The sequence below is a fragment of the Vibrio sp. 10N.261.55.A10 genome, assembly GCF_041470825.1.
GTDB lineage: Bacteria > Pseudomonadota > Gammaproteobacteria > Enterobacterales > Vibrionaceae > Vibrio > Vibrio crassostreae_C.
Genome location: NZ_JBFRNC010000030.1, coordinates 40,114 through 62,180, shown reverse-complemented (window position 1 = coordinate 62,180; position 22,067 = coordinate 40,114). Strand labels below are relative to the sequence as shown.

The 22,067-nt window shown below is 45.8% G+C and carries 19 protein-coding genes; 1 reads left to right on the top strand and 18 read right to left on the bottom strand.

From position 1 onward, the window contains the following. Positions 1-11: 11 nt before the first annotated feature. The 11 genes from AB4274_RS10020 to rlmD form a co-directional block, all read right to left on the bottom strand. On the bottom strand, positions 12-638 hold the full coding sequence (locus AB4274_RS10020) for a protein-L-isoaspartate(D-aspartate) O-methyltransferase (protein WP_017059029.1): 627 nt from the start codon (positions 636-638) through the stop codon (positions 12-14). Next, entirely contained in the window at positions 639-1,382 is a 744-nt protein-coding gene (gene surE, locus AB4274_RS10015) for a 5'/3'-nucleotidase SurE (RefSeq protein ID WP_017059030.1), read from the bottom strand. A gap of 81 nt (positions 1,383-1,463) precedes the next feature. Next, a complete protein-coding gene (gene truD / locus AB4274_RS10010) occupies positions 1,464-2,510 on the bottom strand; it encodes a tRNA pseudouridine(13) synthase TruD (RefSeq protein ID WP_372111927.1) in 1,047 nt (348 codons plus the stop codon). 22 nt (positions 2,511-2,532) lie between these two features. Next, positions 2,533-3,012 carry a 2-C-methyl-D-erythritol 2,4-cyclodiphosphate synthase gene (ispF, locus tag AB4274_RS10005; RefSeq protein WP_004739053.1) on the bottom strand — a complete coding sequence of 160 codons (480 nt, stop codon included), beginning with the start codon at positions 3,010-3,012 and terminating at the stop codon, positions 2,533-2,535. 2 nt (positions 3,013-3,014) lie between these two features. Next, positions 3,015-3,716, bottom strand: a complete 702-nt coding sequence (gene ispD, locus AB4274_RS10000) for a 2-C-methyl-D-erythritol 4-phosphate cytidylyltransferase (RefSeq protein WP_017059032.1) — start codon at positions 3,714-3,716, stop codon at positions 3,015-3,017. Beyond that, a complete protein-coding gene (gene ftsB, locus AB4274_RS09995; RefSeq protein WP_010435786.1) occupies positions 3,716-3,997 on the bottom strand; it encodes a cell division protein FtsB in 282 nt (93 codons plus the stop codon). The genes ispD and ftsB overlap by 1 nt, the downstream gene beginning before the upstream one ends. 401 nt (positions 3,998-4,398) lie before the next feature. Beyond that, complete coding sequence (eno, locus tag AB4274_RS09990) at positions 4,399-5,697, bottom strand: phosphopyruvate hydratase (RefSeq protein ID WP_017059033.1); 1,299 nt, start codon at positions 5,695-5,697, stop codon at positions 4,399-4,401. Between the two features lie 81 nt (positions 5,698-5,778). After that, complete coding sequence (locus tag AB4274_RS09985; RefSeq protein ID WP_017059034.1) at positions 5,779-7,419, bottom strand: CTP synthase; 1,641 nt, start codon at positions 7,417-7,419, stop codon at positions 5,779-5,781. A gap of 150 nt (positions 7,420-7,569) precedes the next feature. Then, a complete protein-coding gene (gene mazG / locus AB4274_RS09980; RefSeq protein ID WP_102428520.1) occupies positions 7,570-8,367 on the bottom strand; it encodes a nucleoside triphosphate pyrophosphohydrolase in 798 nt (265 codons plus the stop codon). A gap of 208 nt (positions 8,368-8,575) precedes the next feature. Further along, positions 8,576-10,798, bottom strand: a complete 2,223-nt coding sequence (gene relA, locus AB4274_RS09975; RefSeq protein WP_017059036.1) for a GTP diphosphokinase — start codon at positions 10,796-10,798, stop codon at positions 8,576-8,578. A 134-nt stretch (positions 10,799-10,932) separates the two neighbouring features. Beyond that, positions 10,933-12,252 carry a 23S rRNA (uracil(1939)-C(5))-methyltransferase RlmD gene (gene rlmD / locus AB4274_RS09970; RefSeq protein ID WP_136978438.1) on the bottom strand — a complete coding sequence of 440 codons (1,320 nt, stop codon included), beginning with the start codon at positions 12,250-12,252 and terminating at the stop codon, positions 10,933-10,935. Positions 12,253-12,417: 165 nt separating this feature from the next. Between rlmD and barA the strand changes: the two genes are divergently transcribed. After that, positions 12,418-15,231 (top strand): two-component sensor histidine kinase BarA, encoded by a 2,814-nt coding sequence (gene barA / locus AB4274_RS09965; protein WP_017059038.1) that lies wholly within the window; start codon positions 12,418-12,420, stop codon positions 15,229-15,231. A gap of 125 nt (positions 15,232-15,356) precedes the next feature. Here the strand turns inward: barA and acpS are convergent, their stop codons facing one another. The 7 genes from acpS to lepA all read right to left on the bottom strand — a co-directional run bounded on the left by acpS (position 15,357) and on the right by lepA (position 21,975). Beyond that, a complete protein-coding gene (gene acpS, locus AB4274_RS09960; RefSeq protein WP_017059039.1) occupies positions 15,357-15,737 on the bottom strand; it encodes a holo-ACP synthase in 381 nt (126 codons plus the stop codon). Positions 15,738-15,806: 69 nt separating this feature from the next. Beyond that, entirely contained in the window at positions 15,807-16,544 is a 738-nt protein-coding gene (gene pdxJ, locus AB4274_RS09955) for a pyridoxine 5'-phosphate synthase (RefSeq protein ID WP_017059040.1), read from the bottom strand. Next, entirely contained in the window at positions 16,541-17,269 is a 729-nt protein-coding gene (recO, locus tag AB4274_RS09950; RefSeq protein ID WP_019826299.1) for a DNA repair protein RecO, read from the bottom strand. Before recO ends, pdxJ begins: the two co-directional genes overlap by 4 nt. 102 nt (positions 17,270-17,371) lie before the next feature. Beyond that, positions 17,372-18,343, bottom strand: a complete 972-nt coding sequence (gene era, locus AB4274_RS09945; protein ID WP_017059042.1) for a GTPase Era — start codon at positions 18,341-18,343, stop codon at positions 17,372-17,374. After that, on the bottom strand, positions 18,336-19,013 hold the full coding sequence (gene rnc / locus AB4274_RS09940) for a ribonuclease III (protein ID WP_017066012.1): 678 nt from the start codon (positions 19,011-19,013) through the stop codon (positions 18,336-18,338). Before rnc ends, era begins: the two co-directional genes overlap by 8 nt. Before the next feature lie 26 nt (positions 19,014-19,039). Then, positions 19,040-19,936, bottom strand: coding sequence for a signal peptidase I (gene lepB / locus AB4274_RS09935; protein WP_017068697.1), 897 nt, complete (start codon positions 19,934-19,936; stop codon positions 19,040-19,042). 245 nt (positions 19,937-20,181) lie between these two features. Then, positions 20,182-21,975, bottom strand: coding sequence for a translation elongation factor 4 (gene lepA / locus AB4274_RS09930; RefSeq protein ID WP_017059045.1), 1,794 nt, complete (start codon positions 21,973-21,975; stop codon positions 20,182-20,184). Positions 21,976-22,067: the final 92 nt, after the last annotated feature.

The window sequence follows — 22,067 nt, the reverse complement described above, 5'->3', positions numbered from 1 at the left end:
TTAGTCTTTTATTAAGCTAGCTCACCAGGAACAAGAGGTACAAATCTCACCATCTCGATAACACTCGATAAAAACTCATCGCCGTGTCGAACGATCTTCAATAGTTGCTGTTCGTCATCACCGACAGGAATCAGTAAACGACCGCCATCTTTCAGCTGTTGCAGAAGCGCTTGAGGAATCGACTCTGCAGCGGCGGTGACAATAATCGCATCAAAAGGGGCTTTTGAAGACCAACCTTGCCAACCATCACCGTGCTTAGTTGAGATATTGTAGAAATCGAGTTGCTTCAACCTACGCTTGGCATCCCATTGTAGCGACTTTATTCTTTCAACCGAATACACATGATCAACAAGTTGAGCCAATACCGCAGTTTGGTAACCAGAACCCGTTCCGATCTCCAAGACACGGCTATCTTGTTGTAATTCAAGTAGCTCTGTCATTTTAGCAACAATGTATGGCTGTGAGATTGTCTGACCCTGACCGATAGGCAGCGCATTATTATCATAGGCTTGGTGATACATCGCCTGTGATAAAAAGCTCTCTCTCGGCAGTTGGTAAATCGCATCAAGAACCTTTTGATCCTGAATACCATTTTCAATCAGGAAAGTAATTAAACGCTCAGCTTGCGGATTACTCACTTACTTCTCCCCTAACCATGTTGCCATCGCACCCAACGACTCATGCGCCGTCAGATCAACCTGCAACGGTGTTACCGACACAAAGCCATGCTCAATCGCGTAAAAATCGGTACCTTCACCGGCATCTTGCTCTTTACCCGGAGGGCCAAGCCAATAGATATCGTGACCACGCGGGTCTTTTTGCTTGATCATATCTTCAGCGTGATGACGAGCACCTAAGCGCGTCACCTGAGTACCAGACAATTGTTCTAAGGCTAAATCAGGAACGTTTACGTTCAACAAGCGGTTGGTCGGGATTGGGTTTGCTAAATGTTGTTCGACAATACGACGAGCAATCGCTGCCGCTGTCTTAAAATGTTTTTTTCCCACCAGAGAAAACGCTACCGATTGAACGCCTAGAAAATGCCCTTCCATTGCTGCAGCCACCGTGCCGGAATAAAGCACGTCATCACCCAGGTTAGCACCGTGATTAATGCCCGTTAATACCAGATCAGGCATGTCATTCTTTAGCAGTTCGTTTAACGCAAAATGCACACAGTCGGTCGGTGTTCCTTGTACCGAATAGGTATTTTCAGTAATCTCTTGAACACGCAGAGGCTGTTCTAAAGTTAATGAATTTGACGCACCCGAGCGATTACGGTCAGGGGCAACAATGATAACGTCAGCAAGATCACGTAGCTCATTTGCCAGCTCATGAATACCTTGAGCGTGCACACCATCATCATTGCTGAGTAAAATCTTCATCTTGTATCCTTTCTTTTGTTCCCATGCTAAGCCAAGTCACTTAAATTCCAATATCAAGTGACTCAACTCCAAGCAGAATCGTTATTGCTCGTAGGTTCTCTCTACGTGTACTTCTTCAACCAATTCGCGAACGATCGCTGTTGCGAAACAACCCGCATCAAGAGAGAACTTAAGCGTGACATTATCTTCGTTCACTTCCCAAGTTAAGTCTGTTGGTTTCAGTGACGCTTCACGGCGATCATGACGCATACGGTTACCACGAATCAGAGCCATTAGATCCGGTTCAGCATCAAGGTGTTTCTGTTCTAGAGTTTGAGACTCATCAATCGTTGGTAAGGCATTATCGCCAGCCAAAGCAACAGTTATCAAAGCAGAACCGTTCGCAATGTCTTGGTTTACAGCTTCAATGTTGTCTGCTGTTACTGCCAGTTGAGCACCGTCTTTCACCACGATATCGCCAACCAATGCTGATGCAAACGCATCTTGCTCAATACGGTCTGAAAGGATCAGGTTGTAAATCCACGAACGAGCAGCAGAAAGGTACAAGCTGCGCTTATTCTGGTTACGAGTACGAACGTTATCGCGGCCCCAACGACGAGCTTCAGATAGGTTGTTACCTTCATTGCCAAAACGCTGAGCACCAAAGTAGTTTGGCACGCCCACTTGAGCGACTTTTTCCAAACGCTTGACCACATCATCGCAATCCGTTACTTCAGACAAGGTCAACTCAAATTGGTTGCCAACTAAATCGCCTGGACGTAACTTTTTGTTGTGTCGCGCTGTCGCTAAGATTTCAATGCTTGGGTATTGTGCTAAGAACCCTGAAAAGTCAGGCTCACCTTTCGGTAGGTGAACGCTCAACCACTGCTCTGTCACAGCGTGGCGGTCTTTCAAACCCGCCCAGCTCACGTCTTTCGACTTAACACCGCAAGCTTTAGCCAGCTCGTTTGCTACGAAGCTCGTGTTTTCACCAGTTTTACGAATACGAACCATTAGGTGATCGCCTTCACCAGCAAACTCAAAACCCAAGTCTTCATTAACGACAAAGTGTTCGGCTTTTGCTTTTAGTTTTGCTTTCGCAGTTGGTTTACCGTTTAGATAAGCCAATGAAGATAAAATATCTGACATGCTGTTCTTTTCGTGTTGGTGCTTACGCACTTTTAGTAATTAGGACCACCGCTTCACATGCGATGCCCTCTTTGCGACCTGTAAAACCTAAACGCTCAGTGGTCGTCGCTTTTACATTCACATTGCTAATGCTGGTTTCTAGGTCTTGAGCAATAGCTTGGCACATAGAGTCTATATGAGGCGCCATCTTTGGAGCTTGCGCCATGATAGTAATATCGGCATTACCAATCACGTAACCTTGTTCTTTTACTCGACGGTAAACATCTTTCAGTAGCTCACGGCTATCCGCACCTTTCCATTCGTCATCGGTATCAGGGAAATGACGACCAATATCACCCGCAGCAATCGCACCCAATAGAGCGTCACACAACGCATGAAGGGCAACATCACCGTCTGAGTGTGCAATAAGACCTTGCTCGTAAGGGATGCTTACACCACCAATAATTACCGGGCCTTCACCACCAAACTTATGTACATCAAAGCCATGGCCAATACGAATCATCATTATTCCTTATTCTGACTTAAATAGAACTCAGCAAGCGCTAAATCTTCAGGCTGAGTAATCTTAAAATTATCTGAACGCCCTGCCACTAAAGCGGGCGATAAACCTTTCCATTCAAAGGCTGAGGCTTCATCAGTAATTGAAGCGCCTTGTTGCAACGCCTCACTTAATGCCTTCCACAGAGGCTTTGCTCTGAACATTTGCGGCGTAAGTGCATGCCATAAATCGGCACGCTCAACGGTATGCTCGATCTGCCCTTGGGCACCGCGCTTCATCGTGTCACGAACTGGAGCCGCTAAAATAGCGCCCACATCATGGCTCATCGCGCCGGAAATTAGCTTGTCGATATCACTTAGCTGAACACACGGCCTTGCCGCATCGTGAACCATTACCCAATCACTAAGCTGCTGCTCAGCGATATAGTTTAGCGCAGAGAGTACAGAGTCCGCTCGCTCGCTTCCGCCTGACACTCTGATCACTTGCGGGTTCAGGTTGAGTGCTAGATCAGGGTAGTATGGGTCATCATCGCTGATCGCAACGACAATTTGAGCGACTTGTGGGTGAGACAGTAATTTCTCAATGGTGTGCTCTAAAATTGTTTTGTCGTGAATCTTGAGATATTGCTTAGGGCGGTCTGCCTTCATTCGGCTACCGACGCCCGCCGCAGGTACAACGGCAATCACGCTTTGAAGTTGAGTCGACATTAATGGGATTCCTCACCAATGATGCGATAAAACGTTTCACCTTCTTTGACCATTCCAAGTTCATGACGTGCGCGTTCTTCTATCGCGTCTAAGCCTTGGCGTAGATCGTCAATTTCAGCAAACATTTCTGCATTTCGAATATGCAGCTTTTCATTTACTTGCTGTTGAACTTGGATTTCGTTGTTCACACCGTAGTAATCAGAGATACCATTTTTACCGAGCCACAGTGTGTGTTGTAGCCAGCCAAACACTATGAGCAGTACTAAAGCAAAAATTCGCATAACACCTTTCGCCGGTTGAAAAAGAAGGAACTAGAATAAGGCACATATATACCATAATGAGCTTATTGGTGCGAGATATGTGGTGTCAGGGAATCAATAAGTCGGGGAGTCATTGTCAGGAAAACAATGAGATTCCCTACTCCTTCCTTCGTCAGTCTAGGGAATGACGAACTTTATATGTGACAAGGAGGAGCTTTAGAGCCTAGAGCTTCTTTCATTCAGTTTTCTACAGACAAAAAAATGCCCCGCATAAGCGAGGCATTCAAAAGTATTAGTGCATAATTCTAACTAGTTGGTGCTGTAGCAAGGCAACAAAGAAGATTCAGCTATGGAGCATAGTTTCCTATGTGACTTAGTGAATCTTCTGCAGTTAACGCAGCTACAGTGCCAAATAGGACGAATTATTGACCTTTAACTTCTTTAAGACCGTTGTAAGGAGCTTTAGAACCTAGAGCTTCTTCGATACGGATAAGTTGGTTGTACTTAGCAACACGGTCAGAACGGCTCATAGAACCAGTTTTGATTTGACCTGCAGCTGTACCTACCGCTAGATCAGCGATAGTTGCATCTTCAGTTTCGCCAGAACGGTGAGAGATTACTGCAGTGTAGCCAGCGTCTTTAGCCATCTTGATAGCAGCTAGAGTCTCTGTTAGAGAACCGATTTGGTTGAACTTGATAAGGATAGAGTTAGCTACGCCTTTCTCGATACCTTCAGCAAGAATCTTAGTGTTTGTAACGAACAGATCGTCACCAACGATTTGAAGCTTGTCGCCTAGAAGTTCAGTTTGGTGCTTGAAGCCATCCCAATCTGACTCGTCAAGACCGTCTTCGATAGAAACGATTGGGAAGTTGTTCGCTAGCTCAGCTAGGTAGTGGTTGAACTCTTCAGAAGTGAAAGTTTTACCTTCGCCCTTCATGTTGTAGATGCCAGCTTCTTTGTCGAAGAACTCAGATGCTGCACAGTCCATAGCAAGAGTAACGTCTTTACCTAGTTCGTAACCAGCAGCTGCAACAGCTTCTGCGATAACTTCTAGAGCTTCAGCGTTAGACTTAAGGTTAGGAGCGAAACCACCTTCATCACCAACTGCAGTGCTGTAGCCTTTGGACTTAAGAACTTTAGCTAGGTTGTGGAATACTTCAGCGCCGATACGTAGACCTTCTTTAAGAGTTTTAGCGCCAACTGGTTGGATCATGAACTCTTGGATGTCAACGTTGTTATCTGCGTGCTCACCACCGTTGATGATGTTCATCATTGGTAGAGGCATAGAGAACTGACCAGCAGTACCGTTTAGCTCAGCGATGTGCTCGTACAGAGGCATGCCTTTCGCAGCAGCAGCAGCTTTTGCGTTAGCTAGAGATACAGCTAGGATAGCGTTCGCGCCGAACTTAGACTTGTTATCAGTACCGTCTAGGTCAAGCATGATTTGGTCAACGTCAGCTTGTGCTTTAGCGTCAGTACCAACTAGAGCTTCAGCGATTGGGCCGTTTACAGCTTCAATAGCTTTAAGAACACCTTTACCTAGGAAACGTGATTTGTCGCCGTCACGTAGCTCAAGAGCTTCGCGAGAACCAGTAGATGCGCCAGATGGAGCAGCAGCCATACCTACGAAACCGCCTTCTAGGTGTACTTCAGCTTCTACAGTTGGGTTACCACGTGAATCGATGATTTCACGACCTAGAACTTTAACGATCTTAGACATTGAATGTTTCCTTCTCGTTGAATATATAAATGTCAAATTTAAAGGTAGCAGCACAACTTACGCAGCTACCTGTATTCCTTTTTACTTCTCTAACTCGCCGCGCTGGAACTCACCAGCCGCTTTAACGAAACCTGCAAACAATGGGTGACCATCGCGAGGTGTTGAAGTGAACTCTGGGTGGAATTGAGCAGCAACGAACCATGGGTGGTTCGGGTTCTCAATAACTTCAACCAGTTTCTTGTCCGCAGATAGACCCGATACTTTTAGGCCCGCTTTTTCGATTTGTGGACGAAGATTGTTGTTCACTTCGTAACGGTGACGGTGACGTTCATGGATCGTCGCGCTACCGTATAATTCGTAAGCTTTCGTCCCTTTCGCTAGGTGACAAAGCTGTGAACCAAGACGCATTGTGCCGCCAAGGTCAGATGTTTCTGTACGCTCTTCAACTTTACCTTCGCCATCAGTCCACTCAGTGATAAGACCAACAACTGGGTACTTAGTTTCAGTACAGAATTCAGAAGAGTGTGCCCCTTCCATTTTCGCAACGTTACGAGCGTACTCGATAAGTGCTACTTGCATACCTAGACAGATACCTAAGTACGGTACTTTGTTTTCACGAGCGTATTGAGCAGCAAGAATCTTACCTTCAACACCACGGTCACCAAAGCCACCAGGAACTAGGATTGCATCTAGGCCTTCTAAAACTTCTACGCCACGAGACTCAACGTCTTGTGAATCTACGTATTTAATATGAACGCTTAGGCGATTTTTCAAGCCCGCGTGTTTTAGCGCTTCATTTACTGATTTGTATGCGTCTGGTAGTTCAATGTACTTACCAACCATACCAATCGTCACTTCACCCGTTGGGTTAGCTTCTTCGTAAATTACTTGTTCCCATTCAGACAGGTCTGCTTCTGGAGCTGTGATGCCGAAACGCTTACATACAAGTTCATCAGTACCTTGAGCTTTAATAAGCTGAGGGATCTTGTAGATAGAGTCAACATCGCGCATAGAAATAACTGCATTTTCTTGCACATTACAGAACAGAGCAATTTTCTTACGCTCGTTCGAAGGAATGTTGCGGTCTGAACGACAAACTAGGATGTCTGGCTGAATACCAATAGACAGTAGCTCTTTTACAGAGTGTTGCGTTGGCTTAGTTTTCACTTCGCCCGCAGCTGCTAGGTATGGCACTAGAGTAAGGTGCATGAACATTGCGCGTTCACGGCCTAGTTCTACTGCTAGCTGACGAATCGCTTCCATGAATGGTAGAGATTCGATATCACCAACCGTACCACCAACTTCAACGATCGCGATATCGTGGCCAGCTGCGCCAGAAATTACACGCTCTTTGATAGAGTTAGTGATGTGTGGGATAACCTGAATAGTTGCACCTAGGTAATCACCGCGACGCTCTTTTGCTAGTACGTCTGAGTAAACACGACCTGCAGTGAAGTTGTTACGCTTAGTCATCTTGGTGCGAATGAATCGCTCATAGTGACCAAGGTCAAGGTCTGTTTCAGCGCCATCTTCCGTAACGAACACTTCACCGTGCTGAGTCGGGCTCATAGTGCCTGGATCAACGTTGATGTAAGGGTCAAGCTTCATCATGGTCACTTTAAGACCACGAGCTTCTAAAATAGCCGCAAGAGATGCTGCAGCAATACCTTTACCTAGAGAGGATACAACCCCGCCAGTAACAAAAATGTAATTTGTCGTCATGTTTAACCTGAAATTGGTTGAATGAGGGAAATGGACTACTTCTGGACGGGATGAAAATATACCAGAAGCCCCTTATCGCCACAACGTGAAATCTATCACACTGCTATTTTTTATTTTTTGCTTCAAATCAATTCATGATAAAAGCTTTGGTTATCTTTTCTCCGCCACTTTGACTTCACCCCACATGGAATCAAGCTGTTGTAGTGAAAAATCGGTCAAATTTTTACCTTGCTGACGAACTTTTTGTTCCACCCCTTTAAAGCGACGCGAAAACTTGAGATTGGCTTTATTGAGTGCCGATTCTGGGTTTTTACCTAAATGTCGTACCAAATTGACCGTCGCAAACAGCAAGTCTCCCAACTCTTCTTCAACCAAATCTTCATTTGGCGTCACTTGAAGTGCCTCTTCGAGCACCTCATCGACTTCCTCTAAAACCTTATTAGCCACTGGGCCAATAGAGTCCCAATCAAAGCCATATTTCGCGACCTGCTTTTGAATTTTTGTAGCACGCGAAAGTGCAGGTAGAGAGTTTGGTATTGAGTCTAGAATACTTTCTTGAGTTTTGCCTGCTTGTGCTTTTTCTTTGGCTTTTTCCGCTTCCCAATTGGCATTGATTTCTTCATCACTGGCAAACTCAGTATCAGAGAACACATGCGGGTGACGGCGTGTTAGCTTTTCGTTAATGCCATCAACCACATCAGAGAACTCAAACAACCCCTGTTCTTTCGCTAACTGGCTATAGAAGATCACCTGAAACAACAAGTCACCCAACTCTTCTTGTAGGTTCGGCCAATCTTTGTTGTGAATCGCATCCACCACTTCGTACGTCTCTTCGATAGTATGCGGGACAATTGTTTCAAAATTTTGTTTTAAATCCCAAGGACAGCCACCTTCTGGATCGCGCAGCTTAGTCATAATTTGTTCTAGTTGTTCAATCGGGTGGCTCATGGTGCTTTCCTATTATTCTGTTTGATTGTTTTAATCTAATTCTTTTCTTAAAACTAAAAAAGGTGAGCAGCCAAAACCACTCACCTTTCTATTTTTCGTCATCTCCAAGAGTGAAGTATGAGCGAGTTGGGGATCTCAAACCGCTTGGCGAGATTCCCTATCACGTTCGTCCCTCACTGTAGGGAATGACATAAATGACACAAAAGGATCATCCAAGTCTCTTAACGCTCATTACATCTTTGATTTGTTCTACTCGGCTGGTAACGCGACTCAGAATTTCAATATTGGTCACTTCCAAATCGAAATCCATTACCGATAGCTGACGCTTGTAGTCGATGCGGCTCTTCATTGTGGTCACGCTGATCTTTTCATTCGAGAACAGTGAGGTGATGTCTTTCAACAAGCCATTACGTTCTAGCGCTTCAACACGCAGCGTTAGGATGTATGAACCGACAAAGCCATTACCCCAAACGGTATCAATGATACGTTCTGGCGCATGCACGCTTAGCTCGCCTAGCTGTTCACAGTCAGCGCGGTGCACTGAGATACCACGACCTTGAGTGATGTAACCTTTAATCACATCACCTGGGATTGGCTGACAGCAACGCGCTAGGTGCGTCATTAGGTTATCAACGCCCTCAACCACTACCGCATCTTTCTTCGGACGACTCTGTTGTGCCGGCTTGTTTTCCGACTCAAGCAGTTTCTCTAGCGCTTTCTTGTCTTCTTCTTCCGCCGTTGGCTTATTCACTAGCGCATTGATGTGATTAACCACTTGGTTAATACGCAAGTCGCCACTACCAATACCTGCATAGAGTTCGTCTGGCGTATTCACGTTAAAGCGTTTTAGTGCGTATTGATCAGCATCTTTTAGGGTTGCGCCTACTTTCGCTAGCTCAACTTCCAGGATATCACGACCCGCTTCTAGGTTTTTCTCACGGCTTTGTGCGCGGAACCAAGCGTTGATTTTCGCTCGAGCTCGACCAGAATGAACAAAACCTGTGGTTGGATTTAACCAGTCACGAGATGGGTTCGGCTCTTTCTGCGTGATGATCTCAACTTGATCGCCCATCGATAGTTTATGAGTGAACGGTACGATACGCCCCGCTACTTTGGCACCGATACAGCGGTGTCCGACCATCGAGTGGATGTGGTAGGCGAAATCCAACGGGGTTGCGCCCATTGGTAAGTCGACCACGTCACCACGTGGAGTAAATGCGTATACACGGTCATCGAAGACTTGGCTACGTACCTCATCCAGCATCTCGCCAGAGTCCGACATCTCTTCTTGCCAGTCGATAAGTTTACGCAACCAAGTGATTTTCTCATCGTAGCCACTACGGCCGCTTGAAGCTCCTTCTTTGTACTTCCAGTGCGCCGCCACACCAAGCTCAGAGTCTTCGTGCATTTGCTTAGTACGGATCTGAATCTCAATGGTCTTGCCTTCAGGGCCAAGTACTACGGTATGAATCGACTGGTAACCATTTGGCTTAGGGTTCGCCACATAGTCATCAAATTCGCTCGGGAGGTGCTTGTATTTAGTGTGTACCACCCCAAGGCCGGCGTAACAGTCTTGCAGCTGGTCAGCGATAATACGTACTGCTCGTACGTCAAAAAGCTCATCGAAGGCTAAGCCTTTCTTCTGCATTTTGCGCCAGATACTGTAGATGTGTTTTGGTCGGCCACTCACTTCAGCATTGATGTTTGAACGCTGCATTTCTGCGGTTAAATCATCAACGAAATCTGTGATGTATTGTTCACGAACGATACGACGCTCAGACAGCTGTTTTGCAATCTGCTTGTAGGTATCTGGTTGTTGGTAGCGGAATGCGTAATCTTCGATTTCCCACTTAAGTTGGCCGATACCTAAACGGTTTGCCAGTGGGGCATAGATGTTAGAACACTCTTTTGCGGCCGCGCGACGCACAGCATCAGGCGCTTTTTTTACCTCGATAAGGTTACAGATTCGTTCAGCGAGTTTGATGACTACGCAGCGGAAATCATCGACCATAGCCAGTAGCATGCGTCGAACGTTATCAACTTGACCCGAGGCAGCACTGCCTTCAAGGGTCACGTTTAACTGGCCTAAGGCCGCCATTTCTTCAACGCCATCGATCAACTTTACGGTTTCTTTACCGTAGCTTTCTTCAAACGCTTCGCGCTCAAAAACGCCGCTTGAGACGACGGGGAAAAGTTGTGCAGCAATTAAAGTGGCACGGTCCATGGACAAGGTGACCAAGATTTCGATCATCTCACGGCCACGCCAAAGCAAGAGCGATGCTTGCTCGTGATCTTTTAAAAGTTCTTCACAGTGACGATAAACTTTAATCAGTTTATTCGAGGTTTTTGCGTCTTGATTCAATGACGCAATCCAACTTTCTAGCTCAAACTGTTCGCTTGGGTTTAAATGTGCGCTTCGTACCGCAACCATCATGCCTTCCTAGTTATTATGTTTTATACCCAATTCAATATGACTAACTGGTTCCAAGTTAGTTCGACCATATTGATATCAGCGCAGGCTTCCCTGCGCCTTTGTGATTCATTTGAAGCCTTGTTTAAGGGCCTCTAAGCCTTGATAAAGAGAGCCATCGATTCTAGATGACTGGTGTGTGGGAACATGTCCAACATACCCAGTTTGGCTAATTGATAGCCTTGTTTTTCTAAGCTCTCAGAATCTCTAGCTAGAGTAGCAGGATTACACGAAACATAAACCACACGCTTCGCTCCTAACGCTGAAATTTGATCAACGATCCCACTCGCTCCCGCACGTGCCGGGTCAAGCAATACTTTATCGAATTTCTCTTTTGCCCAAGGCTGTGAAGATAAGTCTTCTTCAAGGTTAGCTTGGTAAAATTCCGTATTGCTTAACTGGTTTAACGCTGCATTAGATGCGGCTTGCTGAACCATTTCATCAACGCCTTCTACACCAACCACAAACGCCGATTGTTGCGCGATAGGCAGACTAAAGTTACCGAGACCACAAAACAGGTCTAGCACTCGCTCATCCGCTTGAGGTTCTAGCCACTCAATCGCTTGAGCCACCATCTGCTGATTCACTTTCTGGTTTACTTGGATAAAGTGGTTTGGCTCAAACGGTAACGTCACGCCAGTTTCGCTGTAGCTAGGCGCATCACCAACCAGACGGGCCAACTTATCGGTTTCAGGCATCGAGTACAGCGTAGCGCCTTCTTCTTTTGCTAACGCAATCAGCGCTTGCTCATCTTTTTCAACTAAAGGCTTAAGGTGACGTAGAACCATAACAGGGCCAGTATCGCCCAACACCAATTCAACGTGTCCTAAAGACGTAAGGCTGTTGAAAGTGTTCAGTAAATTTTTCAGTTTTGGCAGCAACACATTAAGGCGAGGATCAAGCACGGCACAGTCGGTGATGTTTTCAATCTGCTTACTCTGCTTCTTACGGAAACCGAATTGAAGCTGTTGTGTCTTCTTATCAACAAATAGGCTGATACGTGCGCGACGTCGATAACCGGTTTCATCACCGACAATAGGTTGTGCAACTTCAGTGTTCGCCGTTTGGTATTGGCTCATCAGGTGCGTCAGAGATTGCGATTTATGCTCAACCTGAGAAGAGTAACCTAGGTGTTGAAGGTGACAGCCACCACACTGATTAAAGTGCTTACAAAACGGCTTTAAACGCTGCTCGCTCGGCTTCAATAACTTGATGAGTTTAGCTCGCGAAAACTTACTTTTGCTCTCAGTAAGTTGAATAACCACCTGCTCACCGGGCAATGCGCCATCAATGAAAACCGGTTTATTCTTTTGATAAGCGATGCCAGCGCCATTGTGATCCATTCGTTCAACCAAAACCGATTGATGCTTGGTCTCGAGTTGAGTTTTCTTTTTTGGTTGGAAAAAACGTGCCATTGCTTGTGCCTAATGTATCTTTTAATAAGTAATTGGTATCCAGGACTCACTATTATGTCTTGGAATCATTGTCGAACGTCACGGCTTTGATTAAGCTTACCGTTCACTTAACCGCCATTGTGTGCGTTATTTTCCCATATCCAGACCTCGATGTAATTAAAGAACATGACCAGATATGGCTTAAGAGCCCGTGTAATTACCTTAACTCTAGCTCCAACCCTGATTATTGGGTTGCTATTGAGTGCATTTTTCTCATTTAACCGCTATCAAGACCTTGAAGGTCAAGTGGTTAACACTGGTACTAGCATCATTGAGCCACTTGCGATTACGAGTGAATCAGGCATGAAGCTCGAAAGTCGAGAGTCTGTTCGTCAGCTTATTAGCTATGCGCATCGAAAGAATTCTAAGCTAGTGCGCAGTATCGCGGTGTTTGATGAGCGTCATGAGTTGTTTGTAACCTCAAACTTCCACCCCGATTTTGAAAGCCTGACCTACCCCAAAGATAAACCGATCCCGCATTTAAGCTCATCGAACCTTCTCGATAATACGCTGATTCTGCGGACACCTATCATCGCCGAAGGCCAGTACATCAATTCAGCCAACGGTCAGTCTCAAGCTAATCAAGCGATCGGCTACATTGCGATTGAATTAGATCTTTCATCACTTCGATTGCAGCAATATCAAGAAGTGTTCTCTGCATTCTTAGTGTTGATTCTCGGGCTTGGTTTATCGGGCGTGTTTGCGTTCCGCTTAATGCACGATGTAACTCAACCGATCACACACATGAAAAACATGGTCGACCGAATTCGTCGAGGTCACCTAGATGTGCGTATCGAAGGTAAGATGCATGGTGAGCTAGACTCGCTGAAAAACGGTATCAATGCGATGGCGGTATCGCTATCAGAGTATCACGTCGAGATGCAGCACAGTATCGACCAGGCCACATCAGATTTGCGTGAAACTCTTGAACAGCTAGAGATTCAAAACGTTGAGTTAGACATCGCGAAGAAACGCGCTCAAGAAGCGGCTCGTGTTAAGTCTGAGTTCTTAGCGAATATGTCTCACGAATTGAGAACGCCGCTGAACGGTGTGATTGGCTTTACTCGTCAAATGCTCAAGACTCACCTATCGAACAGTCAAACCGATTACCTGCAAACCATTGAACGCTCGGCAAACAACCTGCTTAGCATCATCAACGATATCTTGGACTTCTCGAAACTTGAAGCCGGTAAATTAGCCCTAGAGAACATCCCATTTGAATTCCAAGCCAGCCTTGAAGAGGTAGTAAACCTTCAAGCAACCAACGCTCATGAGAAAGGCCTAGAACTGACACTGAAGATCGACCCTAAAGTACCGCCAGGTGTGGTGGGCGATCCACTGCGTATTCAGCAGATCCTAACCAACCTAGTGGGTAACTCAATCAAGTTTACCGAGCGCGGCAATATTGATATCAGCGTTGAGCTGCGTTCACAAAGCGAAGACAACATCGAGCTGCAGTTCATGGTTCGCGATACGGGTATTGGTATCTCGGAGCGTCAACAAGCTCAGCTGTTCCAAGCCTTCAGCCAAGCCGATGCAAGTATCTCTCGTCGCTATGGTGGTACAGGCTTAGGTCTGGTTATCACCCAAAAACTGGTCAGCCAAATGGGCGGAGAGATCAGCCTAACCAGTCGTCTTCACCAAGGCTCTACCTTCTGGTTCACCTTGAGACTATCAACGACTGATATGCCGATGACAGAGCTGATTGAGACGCAGTGTCTGCAAGACAAACAACTGCTGCTTATCGAGCCAAACATGCAAGCGGCATCGATTACTCAGCAAATCCTAACCCAAGAAGGCTTAGTGGTAACGTATCGTTCGGTGATGCCAGATGAGACGACCTCGTATGACTACGTTCTGCTTAACCTAGCCGCCAACCAAGAGTATCAATTTGATACTGTGAGTGGTTGGGCGATCGGTGCGAAGAAGATTGCTCAAAACGTGATTATTGGTACACCAAGTACCGAGCTAGCGTTGGGTGAGCAACTAATGAAAGAGGTCGATGTTCAGTGCATCACCAAGCCTCTTTCTCGTAAGAAGTTGCTGCAAACTCTGGTATCGAATCAGGCACCTACCTTGATTGCACCAGCGATTGAAACGCATTCTGAAGAGAAGTTACCGCTTACTGTGATGGCAGTAGACGACAACCCAGCCAACCTTAAGTTGATTACCGCGCTGCTTAAAGAGCGTGTAGAAACCGTCATCAGTTGTACCAGTGGTCAGCAGGCGATAGACAAAGCGACAGAGACGCCATTTGATATCATCTTCATGGATATTCAAATGCCACAGATGGACGGTGTAACCGCTTGTCAGAACATCAAAAAACTGGCGAACAATGCGAATACACCTGTAATTGCCGTGACCGCACATGCAATGATTGGCGAACGAGATCGACTGCTTGAAGCGGGCATGGATGACTACCTAACCAAACCTATTGAAGAGCATGTTTTACAGCAGGTTCTGATTCATTGGAGCTCGACCTCTGAGGTTGAGCTCATCGAAAAAATAGATCCAGACCACCCAGCGGTCTCTGCTGAAGTCGACAACGGTCCGGTGTCAGAAACTGAAGCCAGCGTGCACACAAACATCATCATTGATTGGCAAGCTGCGATGAAACAAGCCGCCAATAAAGAAGACCTCGCACGCGATATGCTGCAAATGCTCGTCGACTTTATTCCAGAGGTGTATGAGGCAGCAGACAAAGCGATAGAAGACAGTGACTATCCAGTTGAAGAGCTGATACACATCATTCACAAGATGCATGGCAGCAGCTCGTACAGCGGCGTACCAAGGCTAAAATCGGTATGTGCGACAATAGAGAAAGAGCTGCGTTCAGGTACTTCTGTTGAAGACATTGAACCTGAGCTTTTCGAGCTTCAGGATGAATTAGATAAGGTTCAAGCAACCGCGATTCACTACTTGAAACAGGCGAAGGCCTAGCGGGTACTTGTTACTCACTAGTATTCTTTAGAGGGTTTACCCGCCAATAAAAAAGCAGAGCTCATGAGCTCTGCTTTTTTCTGTCTAGAGCCAAGAGCACTAGATATAAAGTCGCGATAATCTGTTTACGATTCGAGTAACACCGTTGCCACAGCGTAGTGACGCTCATCCGAGATAGTCAGATGAATCGATGTTGTGCCATTCGCCTCTGCGATTTCACGCGCTTTCTTGTGTAAGCTCAATACTGGCTTACCATGCTCATCGTTTGAAATCTCAAAGTCGTGGAAGGTAACACCCAGCGCAATCCCCGTACCTAACGCCTTAGATGCAGCTTCTTTAGCAGCAAAACGTTTTGCAAGGTAACGGCCTTTTTGCTTCAACTGTTGGAATACTTCAAACTCAGAATCCGTCAAAATACGCTGAGCAAAAGCGTCGCCACTTCGCGACAGCGCCTTCTCGACACGTTCGATTTCTGCGATATCTGTACCTAATCCAACAACTGCCATGTTTCCTCTACTACTTAACTTCTGTCTAATGATTAACTGTACATCGCTTAGTGCCGACGACTTGCCGAACTAAGCGTTGTTACGTGCTGTTTCCATGATTGCTTTCATGTCTGCAACGGCTTTGTTTAAGCCATCAAACACTGCACGTCCCATGATCGAGTGACCGATGTTCAGCTCGTAGATCTCTGGAAGTGCCGCAATCGGTGCTACGTTGTGGTAAGTCAGACCATGACCCGCATTGACTGTGATACCTAAGTCATCTGCATAGCTTGCGCCTGCTGCGATCTTCTTAAGCTCGTCTTGTTGATCTTCTTCTGTCTTAGCATCAGCATAGTGACCCGTGTGCAGTTCAATGAACGGTGCGCCACACGCTTTTGCAGCATCGATTTGCTCACGGTCAGCATCGATAAACAGAGATACCTTGATACCTGCTGCAGACAGTTTTTGTGTCGCCGCTTTGATCTTCTCTAGTTGACCAACTACGTCCAAGCCACCTTCAGTGGTTAGCTCTTCACGTTTTTCAGGAACCAGACAAACAAACTCAGGATTAGTATCGAGTGCAATTTGAACCATCTCGTCCGTTACGGCCATCTCCAAGTTCATGCGAGTTTGAAGTGTTTCAGCCAGAATACGCACATCGCGATCAACGATGTGACGACGGTCTTCACGCAGGTGAATAGTAATGCCATCTGCACCAGCACGTTCAGCGATTTCAGCTGCGTGTACTGGATCTGGGTATTTAGTACCACGTGCATTACGTAGTGTTGCAATATGGTCGATATTAACGCCTAAAAGGATTGAGCTCATTTTCCAATACTCCGTGCTCTGGAGAGGGCTATTGTTGGCATAAATAGCTCTCTACTTTTTAATGGTTTGCCGCCAAGATACGGCTTTAAGGCTATGCGTGTAAAGCGTTTTGCCGCTTTTAACTGCTCTTTAGTGATAAACCTACGTTCGCTGATTGCAATAAGTTCATCGCCCATAAAAGTCAGGTTATCTCGACGTACTGAAGCGATGAAACCTTTCTGCTCTCGATAGCGATAAGTCATGCTCGGATCAATCGCTTCGCCAGTGCCCGCGCAGTGTAAAAAGTCGACGCCGTAACCCATAGCAGATAATAGAGCCAGCTCAAAGCGACGCAGTGCTGGCTCAGGATTATCATTATGCGCCAGCTCTGTTAAAGCATGAAGATAGTCGTGAAAAAGTGCAGGCATCGGTACTTCCGCCATCAATACCCGACCGATAAGCTCGTTCACGTACATGCCTGAATACAGATTAATACCGGCGAGAGGGAGCCCCAAGCTGATGGGTTCAGCTTGGCGTAAGGTTTTCATCGAACCATTACCAGACCACTTAAGCAATAGCGGCGTAAAAGGTTGTAATGCACCTTTCAAATTGGAACGCTTGCTGCGAGCGCCTTTAGACATCAACGTCACCCGACCGAACTCTTCGCTGAAGACGTCCAAGATCAGGCTCGACTCACTGTATGGTCGACGGTGCAACACAAAGCATCGCTGTAACCCTTCGCTCAATCACTTACCCTTATTACAGATACAAAAAGAGAGAGTTCGCACTCTCTCTTGGATTTATCTTCAGTTCAACTTTCTTAATCTCAGAAAGTGACGTTCAATATATTATAGATCGTCGATGTAGCCTAACGAGCGAAGTGCACGCTCATCATCAGCCCAGCCAGATTTAACCTTAACCCAAGTCTCTAGGTAAACCTTACGACCGAATAGCTCTTCCATATCGATACGCGCTTCACGACCAATTGTTTTGATCTTCTCGCCCGCTTTACCAATCACCATCTTCTTCTGACCTGTTCGTTCAACAAGAATCAGAGCATTGATGTGGAAGCCATCGTTATCTGGGTTGTAATCGAAGCGTTCAATTTCAACCGTTACCGAGTAAGGTAGCTCGTCACCCGTAAAGCGCATTAGCTTTTCACGGATAATTTCAGAGGCCATAAAACGTTGCGAGCGATCAGTCACGTATTCTTCAGGGAAGTGGTGTGTCGCTTTAGGTAAATGTTCACGTACGTGCTTACGCAGTACATCAATATTTTTACCTTGCTTCGCTGAGATTGGCACTACATCAATGAAGTCCATCTTCTTAGAGACTTCCATCATGTGCTGCATGACGTTAGTACGGTCTTGAACGTTATCTACTTTGTTGATGCAAAGTACAACTGGGAAGTCAGTCTTCTTCAGTTTGTTCAGAACCATCTCATCGTCGTCAGTCCAGTGAGTACCATCGACAAGGAAGAATACTAGGTTTACATCACTCAATGAGCTGTTCGCCGCACGGTTCATCAAGCGGTTGATGGCACGCTTTTCTTCAATATGAAGTCCAGGAGTATCAACAAAGATCGCTTGGTAATCACCCTCAGTTTCAACGCCCATAATACGGTGACGTGTCGTCTGTGGTTTACGTGATGTAATAGAAATCTTCTGACCCAGAATATGGTTCAGAAGCGTCGACTTACCTACATTTGGGCGACCGACAATAGCGATGAAGCCACAGTGTTGGTTTTCCGGTAGGCCTGTTTTTTTGCTATCAGATGAAAAGAATGCATCGATATCGAAATCTTGGTTGTTATCAGACATTGCTTAGTTGCTCTAATGCTGTTTCAGCAGCCGCTTGTTCTGCCTTGCGGCGGCTAGTGCCTTTACCGATAACAGGTTTATCCACACCTGCCACTTCACACTCAACCGTAAACTCTTGGTTGTGTGCTTCACCTTTAATATTAGTCACTGTGTAGACAGGTAGAGGATTTCTTCGACCTTGCAAAAACTCTTGTAGGCGAGTTTTCGGATCTTTTTGAGATACTCCAGGCTGAATAGCATCTAGGCGAGATTGGTACCAGCTTAAAATAATGCCGCGAACCGTCTCGGTATCACTATCTAAATAGACAGCGCCGATGACCGCTTCAACCGCATCCGCTAGAATAGAATCACGACGGAAACCGCCACTCTTCAACTCACCTGGACCTAATTTTAAGTAATCTCCTAGTTCGAATTCACGACCTAGTTCTGCCAATGTATGACCACGTACTAATGTTGCGCGCATGCGGCTCATATCACCTTCGTTTACCTTAGGAAAACGGTGGTAAAGATCATCAGCGATAACAAAACTTAAAATTGAATCGCCCAGAAACTCAAGACGTTCGTTATGTTTACCTGCGGCGCTGCGGTGAGTCAGCGCCAAGTGGATAAGATCGGCATCATTAAACTGATAGCCAATCTTTCTCTCTAGTTTATCAATTGGAGAATTCATGCTCTCTCGATGTGTTATGTGATCGATTAATGAATCCCACCGATGCGATTAAAACGCACACCAGTAGGAATCCATGTTGGAAGTACACTGTCTGAACCGCGTTCGAATTCGAAGCTGATCCAAATAGCAACGGCCTTACCAACAAGGTTTGCTTCAGGGACAAAGCCCCAGTAACGGCTATCGGCACTGTTGTCACGGTTATCACCCATCACAAAGTACTGGCCTTCTGGAACGACCCATTCGTTAACACCATTGCGAGGCTGATATGCTTGCACACGATCGCGGCGCAATGGGTTAACTAAAATCTGGTGTTCTACGTCTCCAAGCTGTTCGTTCAGCTGAATCAGAGGCACACCATCTTGAATAAATTGGCTCTCTTCAACATTACTTAGTTTCACTGGTTCACAGCTACTTGTACCCTTCGCCTGAATGCAGATCTCTTTACGACTGCTGTAGCGAATGGTGTCACCTGGCATACCAACAACACGCTTGATGTAGTCGATGTTAGGCTGAGGTGGGTACTTAAATACGATTGAATCACCACGCTCTGGCTTGCCCGTTTCTACCAGTTGAGTGCGCCATACTGGGTCTTTTAGACCGTACGCGTACTTCTCTACCAAGATGAAGTCACCAACCAAAAGCGTTGGCATCATCGAGCCAGAAGGGATTTGAAACGGTTCATAAATAAATGAACGCAGAACCAAAACAAATGCAATTACCGGGAAAATGGACACACTGTTCTCAACCCACCAAGGTTGAGCCGTAACTTTTGCGCTAGTTTCAGCGTCTAGGCCATTCGATTGTGCTTCAACGTCAGCAAGCTTTTGCTGGCGCTTCTTCGCCCACACAAACTTTTCCAACGCCCATACAATGCCGGTCACTAGAGTTACGATCACTAAGATAAGCGAAAATGTATTAGCCATTGATATCCCTTAAATTTCATTTCTTTAAAAATAACGAAAGTGAAAGAGCATAACTCTTTCACTCTGCTTAATATTTCTAATTTGTATCAATCATGCTGACTAAATGCTGGGAAGATTACGCAGGAAAAATCGTTTAGTTCGAGGCGCAAAGTGCAGTGACTAGTGGGCCTAATTGCAATCTTTGCAACAAAGAAATAAACGATTTTAACCAGTAATATTCAGCAGATAGTTAGTGCGATTGATACCTAGTCTTTGCCAACATGAAGGATTGCAAGGAAAGCTTCTTGAGGCAGTTCAACGTTACCGATCTGCTTCATACGCTTCTTACCTTCTTTTTGTTTCTTAAGAAGTTTCTTCTTACGACTGATATCACCACCGTAACATTTTGCGATTACGTTCTTACGCAGTTGTTTCACTGTAGAACGAGCAATGATGTGGTTACCAATCGCTGCTTGAATCGCGATATCGAACATCTGACGAGGGATGAATTCTTTCATCTTCTCTACCAGTAGACGACCACGAGACTGAGCAATATCTTTGTGCGTAATGATAGCTAGTGCATCAACTGTTTCGCCATTCAGCAGTACGTCTACACGTACCATGTTTGATGGCTCGTAACGTTGGAAGTTGTAATCCAATGATGCATAGCCGCGAGACGTTGACTTCAGACGGTCGAAGAAGTCTAGAACTACTTCTGCCATAGGAAGATCGTACGTCACAGCAACTTGGTTACCGTGGTAGACCATGTCTACTTGTACGCCACGCTTCTCAACACACAGTGTGATTACGTTACCTAGGTAATCCGAAGGTACCAGAATATTACAGCGTGCAATTGGCTCACGAATTTCTTCTAGGTCATTAACCGCTGGCAGTTTAGCCGGGCTATCAACGTAAAGAACCGTTTTATCTGTTTTTACAACTTCATACACTACTGTTGGAGCAGTTGTGATTAGGTCTAGGTCGTATTCACGCTCTAGACGCTCTTGGATGATCTCCATGTGAAGCATTCCTAAGAAGCCACAACGGAAACCAAAACCAAGTGCTGCTGAACTTTCTGGTTCAAAGAACAGTGATGCATCGTTCAGGCTTAATTTGCCTAACGCGTCACGGAAGTTTTCGTAGTCATCAGATGATACAGGGAATAGACCAGCGTATACCTGAGGCTTCACTTTTTGGAAACCAGGTAGACGTTCAGTGCTGCCGCCTTTTGCAAGCGTCAACGTATCACCAACCGGTGCACCTAGGATGTCTTTAATACCACAAACAACCCAACCTACTTCGCCAGTATTTAGCTCTGTAGTATCGATTTGCTTAGGCGTGAAGATACCTAGACGGTCAACACCCCATACTTGGTCTGTCGACATTACTTTGATCTTATCGTTCTTCTTCAGCTTACCGTTTTTGATACGAACCAAAGAAACTACGCCAAGGTAGTTATCGAACCAAGAGTCAATGATCAACGCTTGTAGAGGCGCTTCAGGATCACCTTCCGGTGGCGGGATTGCCGTCACGATGTTTTCTAGAACATCATCAACACCCAAACCTGTTTTCGCAGAACAGCGAGTCGCTTCCATCGCATCGATGCCAACGATCTCTTCGATTTCTTCAGCAACACGTTCTGGTTCAGCAGCTGGTAGGTCAATCTTGTTCAAGATTGGCACTACTTCCAGTTCCATTTCGATTGCTGTGTAACAATTTGCTAGAGTTTGTGCTTCAACACCTTGGCCAGCATCCACTACAAGTAGTGCGCCTTCACAAGCCGCTAGAGAACGAGATACTTCGTAAGAGAAGTCTACGTGTCCAGGAGTGTCGATAAAGTTAAGTTGGTAAGTTTCACCATCTTTAGCTTTGTAGTCTAAAGTCACACTCTGCGCTTTAATTGTAATACCACGCTCGCGTTCTATATCCATAGAATCGAGGACTTGAGCTGCCATCTCACGTTCACTTAATCCTCCACAAACTTGGATTAAGCGGTCAGAAAGGGTCGACTTACCGTGGTCGATGTGGGCGATAATCGAAAAATTACGAATGTGCTTCATAGGCTTGGTGTGACTAAACTCTTTGAATAGGGATAATAAGAAAGCCGCGACGCGTCCAATCTACAGTCAGCATTGGTGGCGGCATTTCAATC

Coding starts and splice junctions, on each gene's coding strand:
- AB4274_RS09985 (WP_017059034.1), bottom strand. CDS start 7,419: ATGACGACAAATTACATTTTTGTTACTGGCGGGGTTGTATCCTCTCTA.
- rlmD (WP_136978438.1), bottom strand. CDS start 12,252: ATGGCACGTTTTTTCCAACCAAAAAAGAAAACTCAACTCGAGACCAAG.
- ispD (WP_017059032.1), bottom strand. CDS start 3,716: ATGTCGACTCAACTTCAAAGCGTGATTGCCGTTGTACCTGCGGCGGGC.
- surE (WP_017059030.1), bottom strand. CDS start 1,382: ATGAAGATTTTACTCAGCAATGATGATGGTGTGCACGCTCAAGGTATT.
- ftsB (WP_010435786.1), bottom strand. CDS start 3,997: ATGCGAATTTTTGCTTTAGTACTGCTCATAGTGTTTGGCTGGCTACAA.
- barA (WP_017059038.1), top strand. CDS start 12,418: ATGACCAGATATGGCTTAAGAGCCCGTGTAATTACCTTAACTCTAGCT.
- era (WP_017059042.1), bottom strand. CDS start 18,343: ATGTCTGATAACAACCAAGATTTCGATATCGATGCATTCTTTTCATCT.
- eno (WP_017059033.1), bottom strand. CDS start 5,697: ATGTCTAAGATCGTTAAAGTTCTAGGTCGTGAAATCATCGATTCACGT.
- truD (WP_372111927.1), bottom strand. CDS start 2,510: ATGTCAGATATTTTATCTTCATTGGCTTATCTAAACGGTAAACCAACT.
- rnc (WP_017066012.1), bottom strand. CDS start 19,013: ATGAATTCTCCAATTGATAAACTAGAGAGAAAGATTGGCTATCAGTTT.
- lepA (WP_017059045.1), bottom strand. CDS start 21,975: ATGAAGCACATTCGTAATTTTTCGATTATCGCCCACATCGACCACGGT.
- lepB (WP_017068697.1), bottom strand. CDS start 19,936: ATGGCTAATACATTTTCGCTTATCTTAGTGATCGTAACTCTAGTGACC.
- acpS (WP_017059039.1), bottom strand. CDS start 15,737: ATGGCAGTTGTTGGATTAGGTACAGATATCGCAGAAATCGAACGTGTC.
- pdxJ (WP_017059040.1), bottom strand. CDS start 16,544: ATGAGCTCAATCCTTTTAGGCGTTAATATCGACCATATTGCAACACTA.
- relA (WP_017059036.1), bottom strand. CDS start 10,798: ATGGTTGCGGTACGAAGCGCACATTTAAACCCAAGCGAACAGTTTGAG.
- mazG (WP_102428520.1), bottom strand. CDS start 8,367: ATGAGCCACCCGATTGAACAACTAGAACAAATTATGACTAAGCTGCGC.
- ispF (WP_004739053.1), bottom strand. CDS start 3,012: ATGATTCGTATTGGCCATGGCTTTGATGTACATAAGTTTGGTGGTGAA.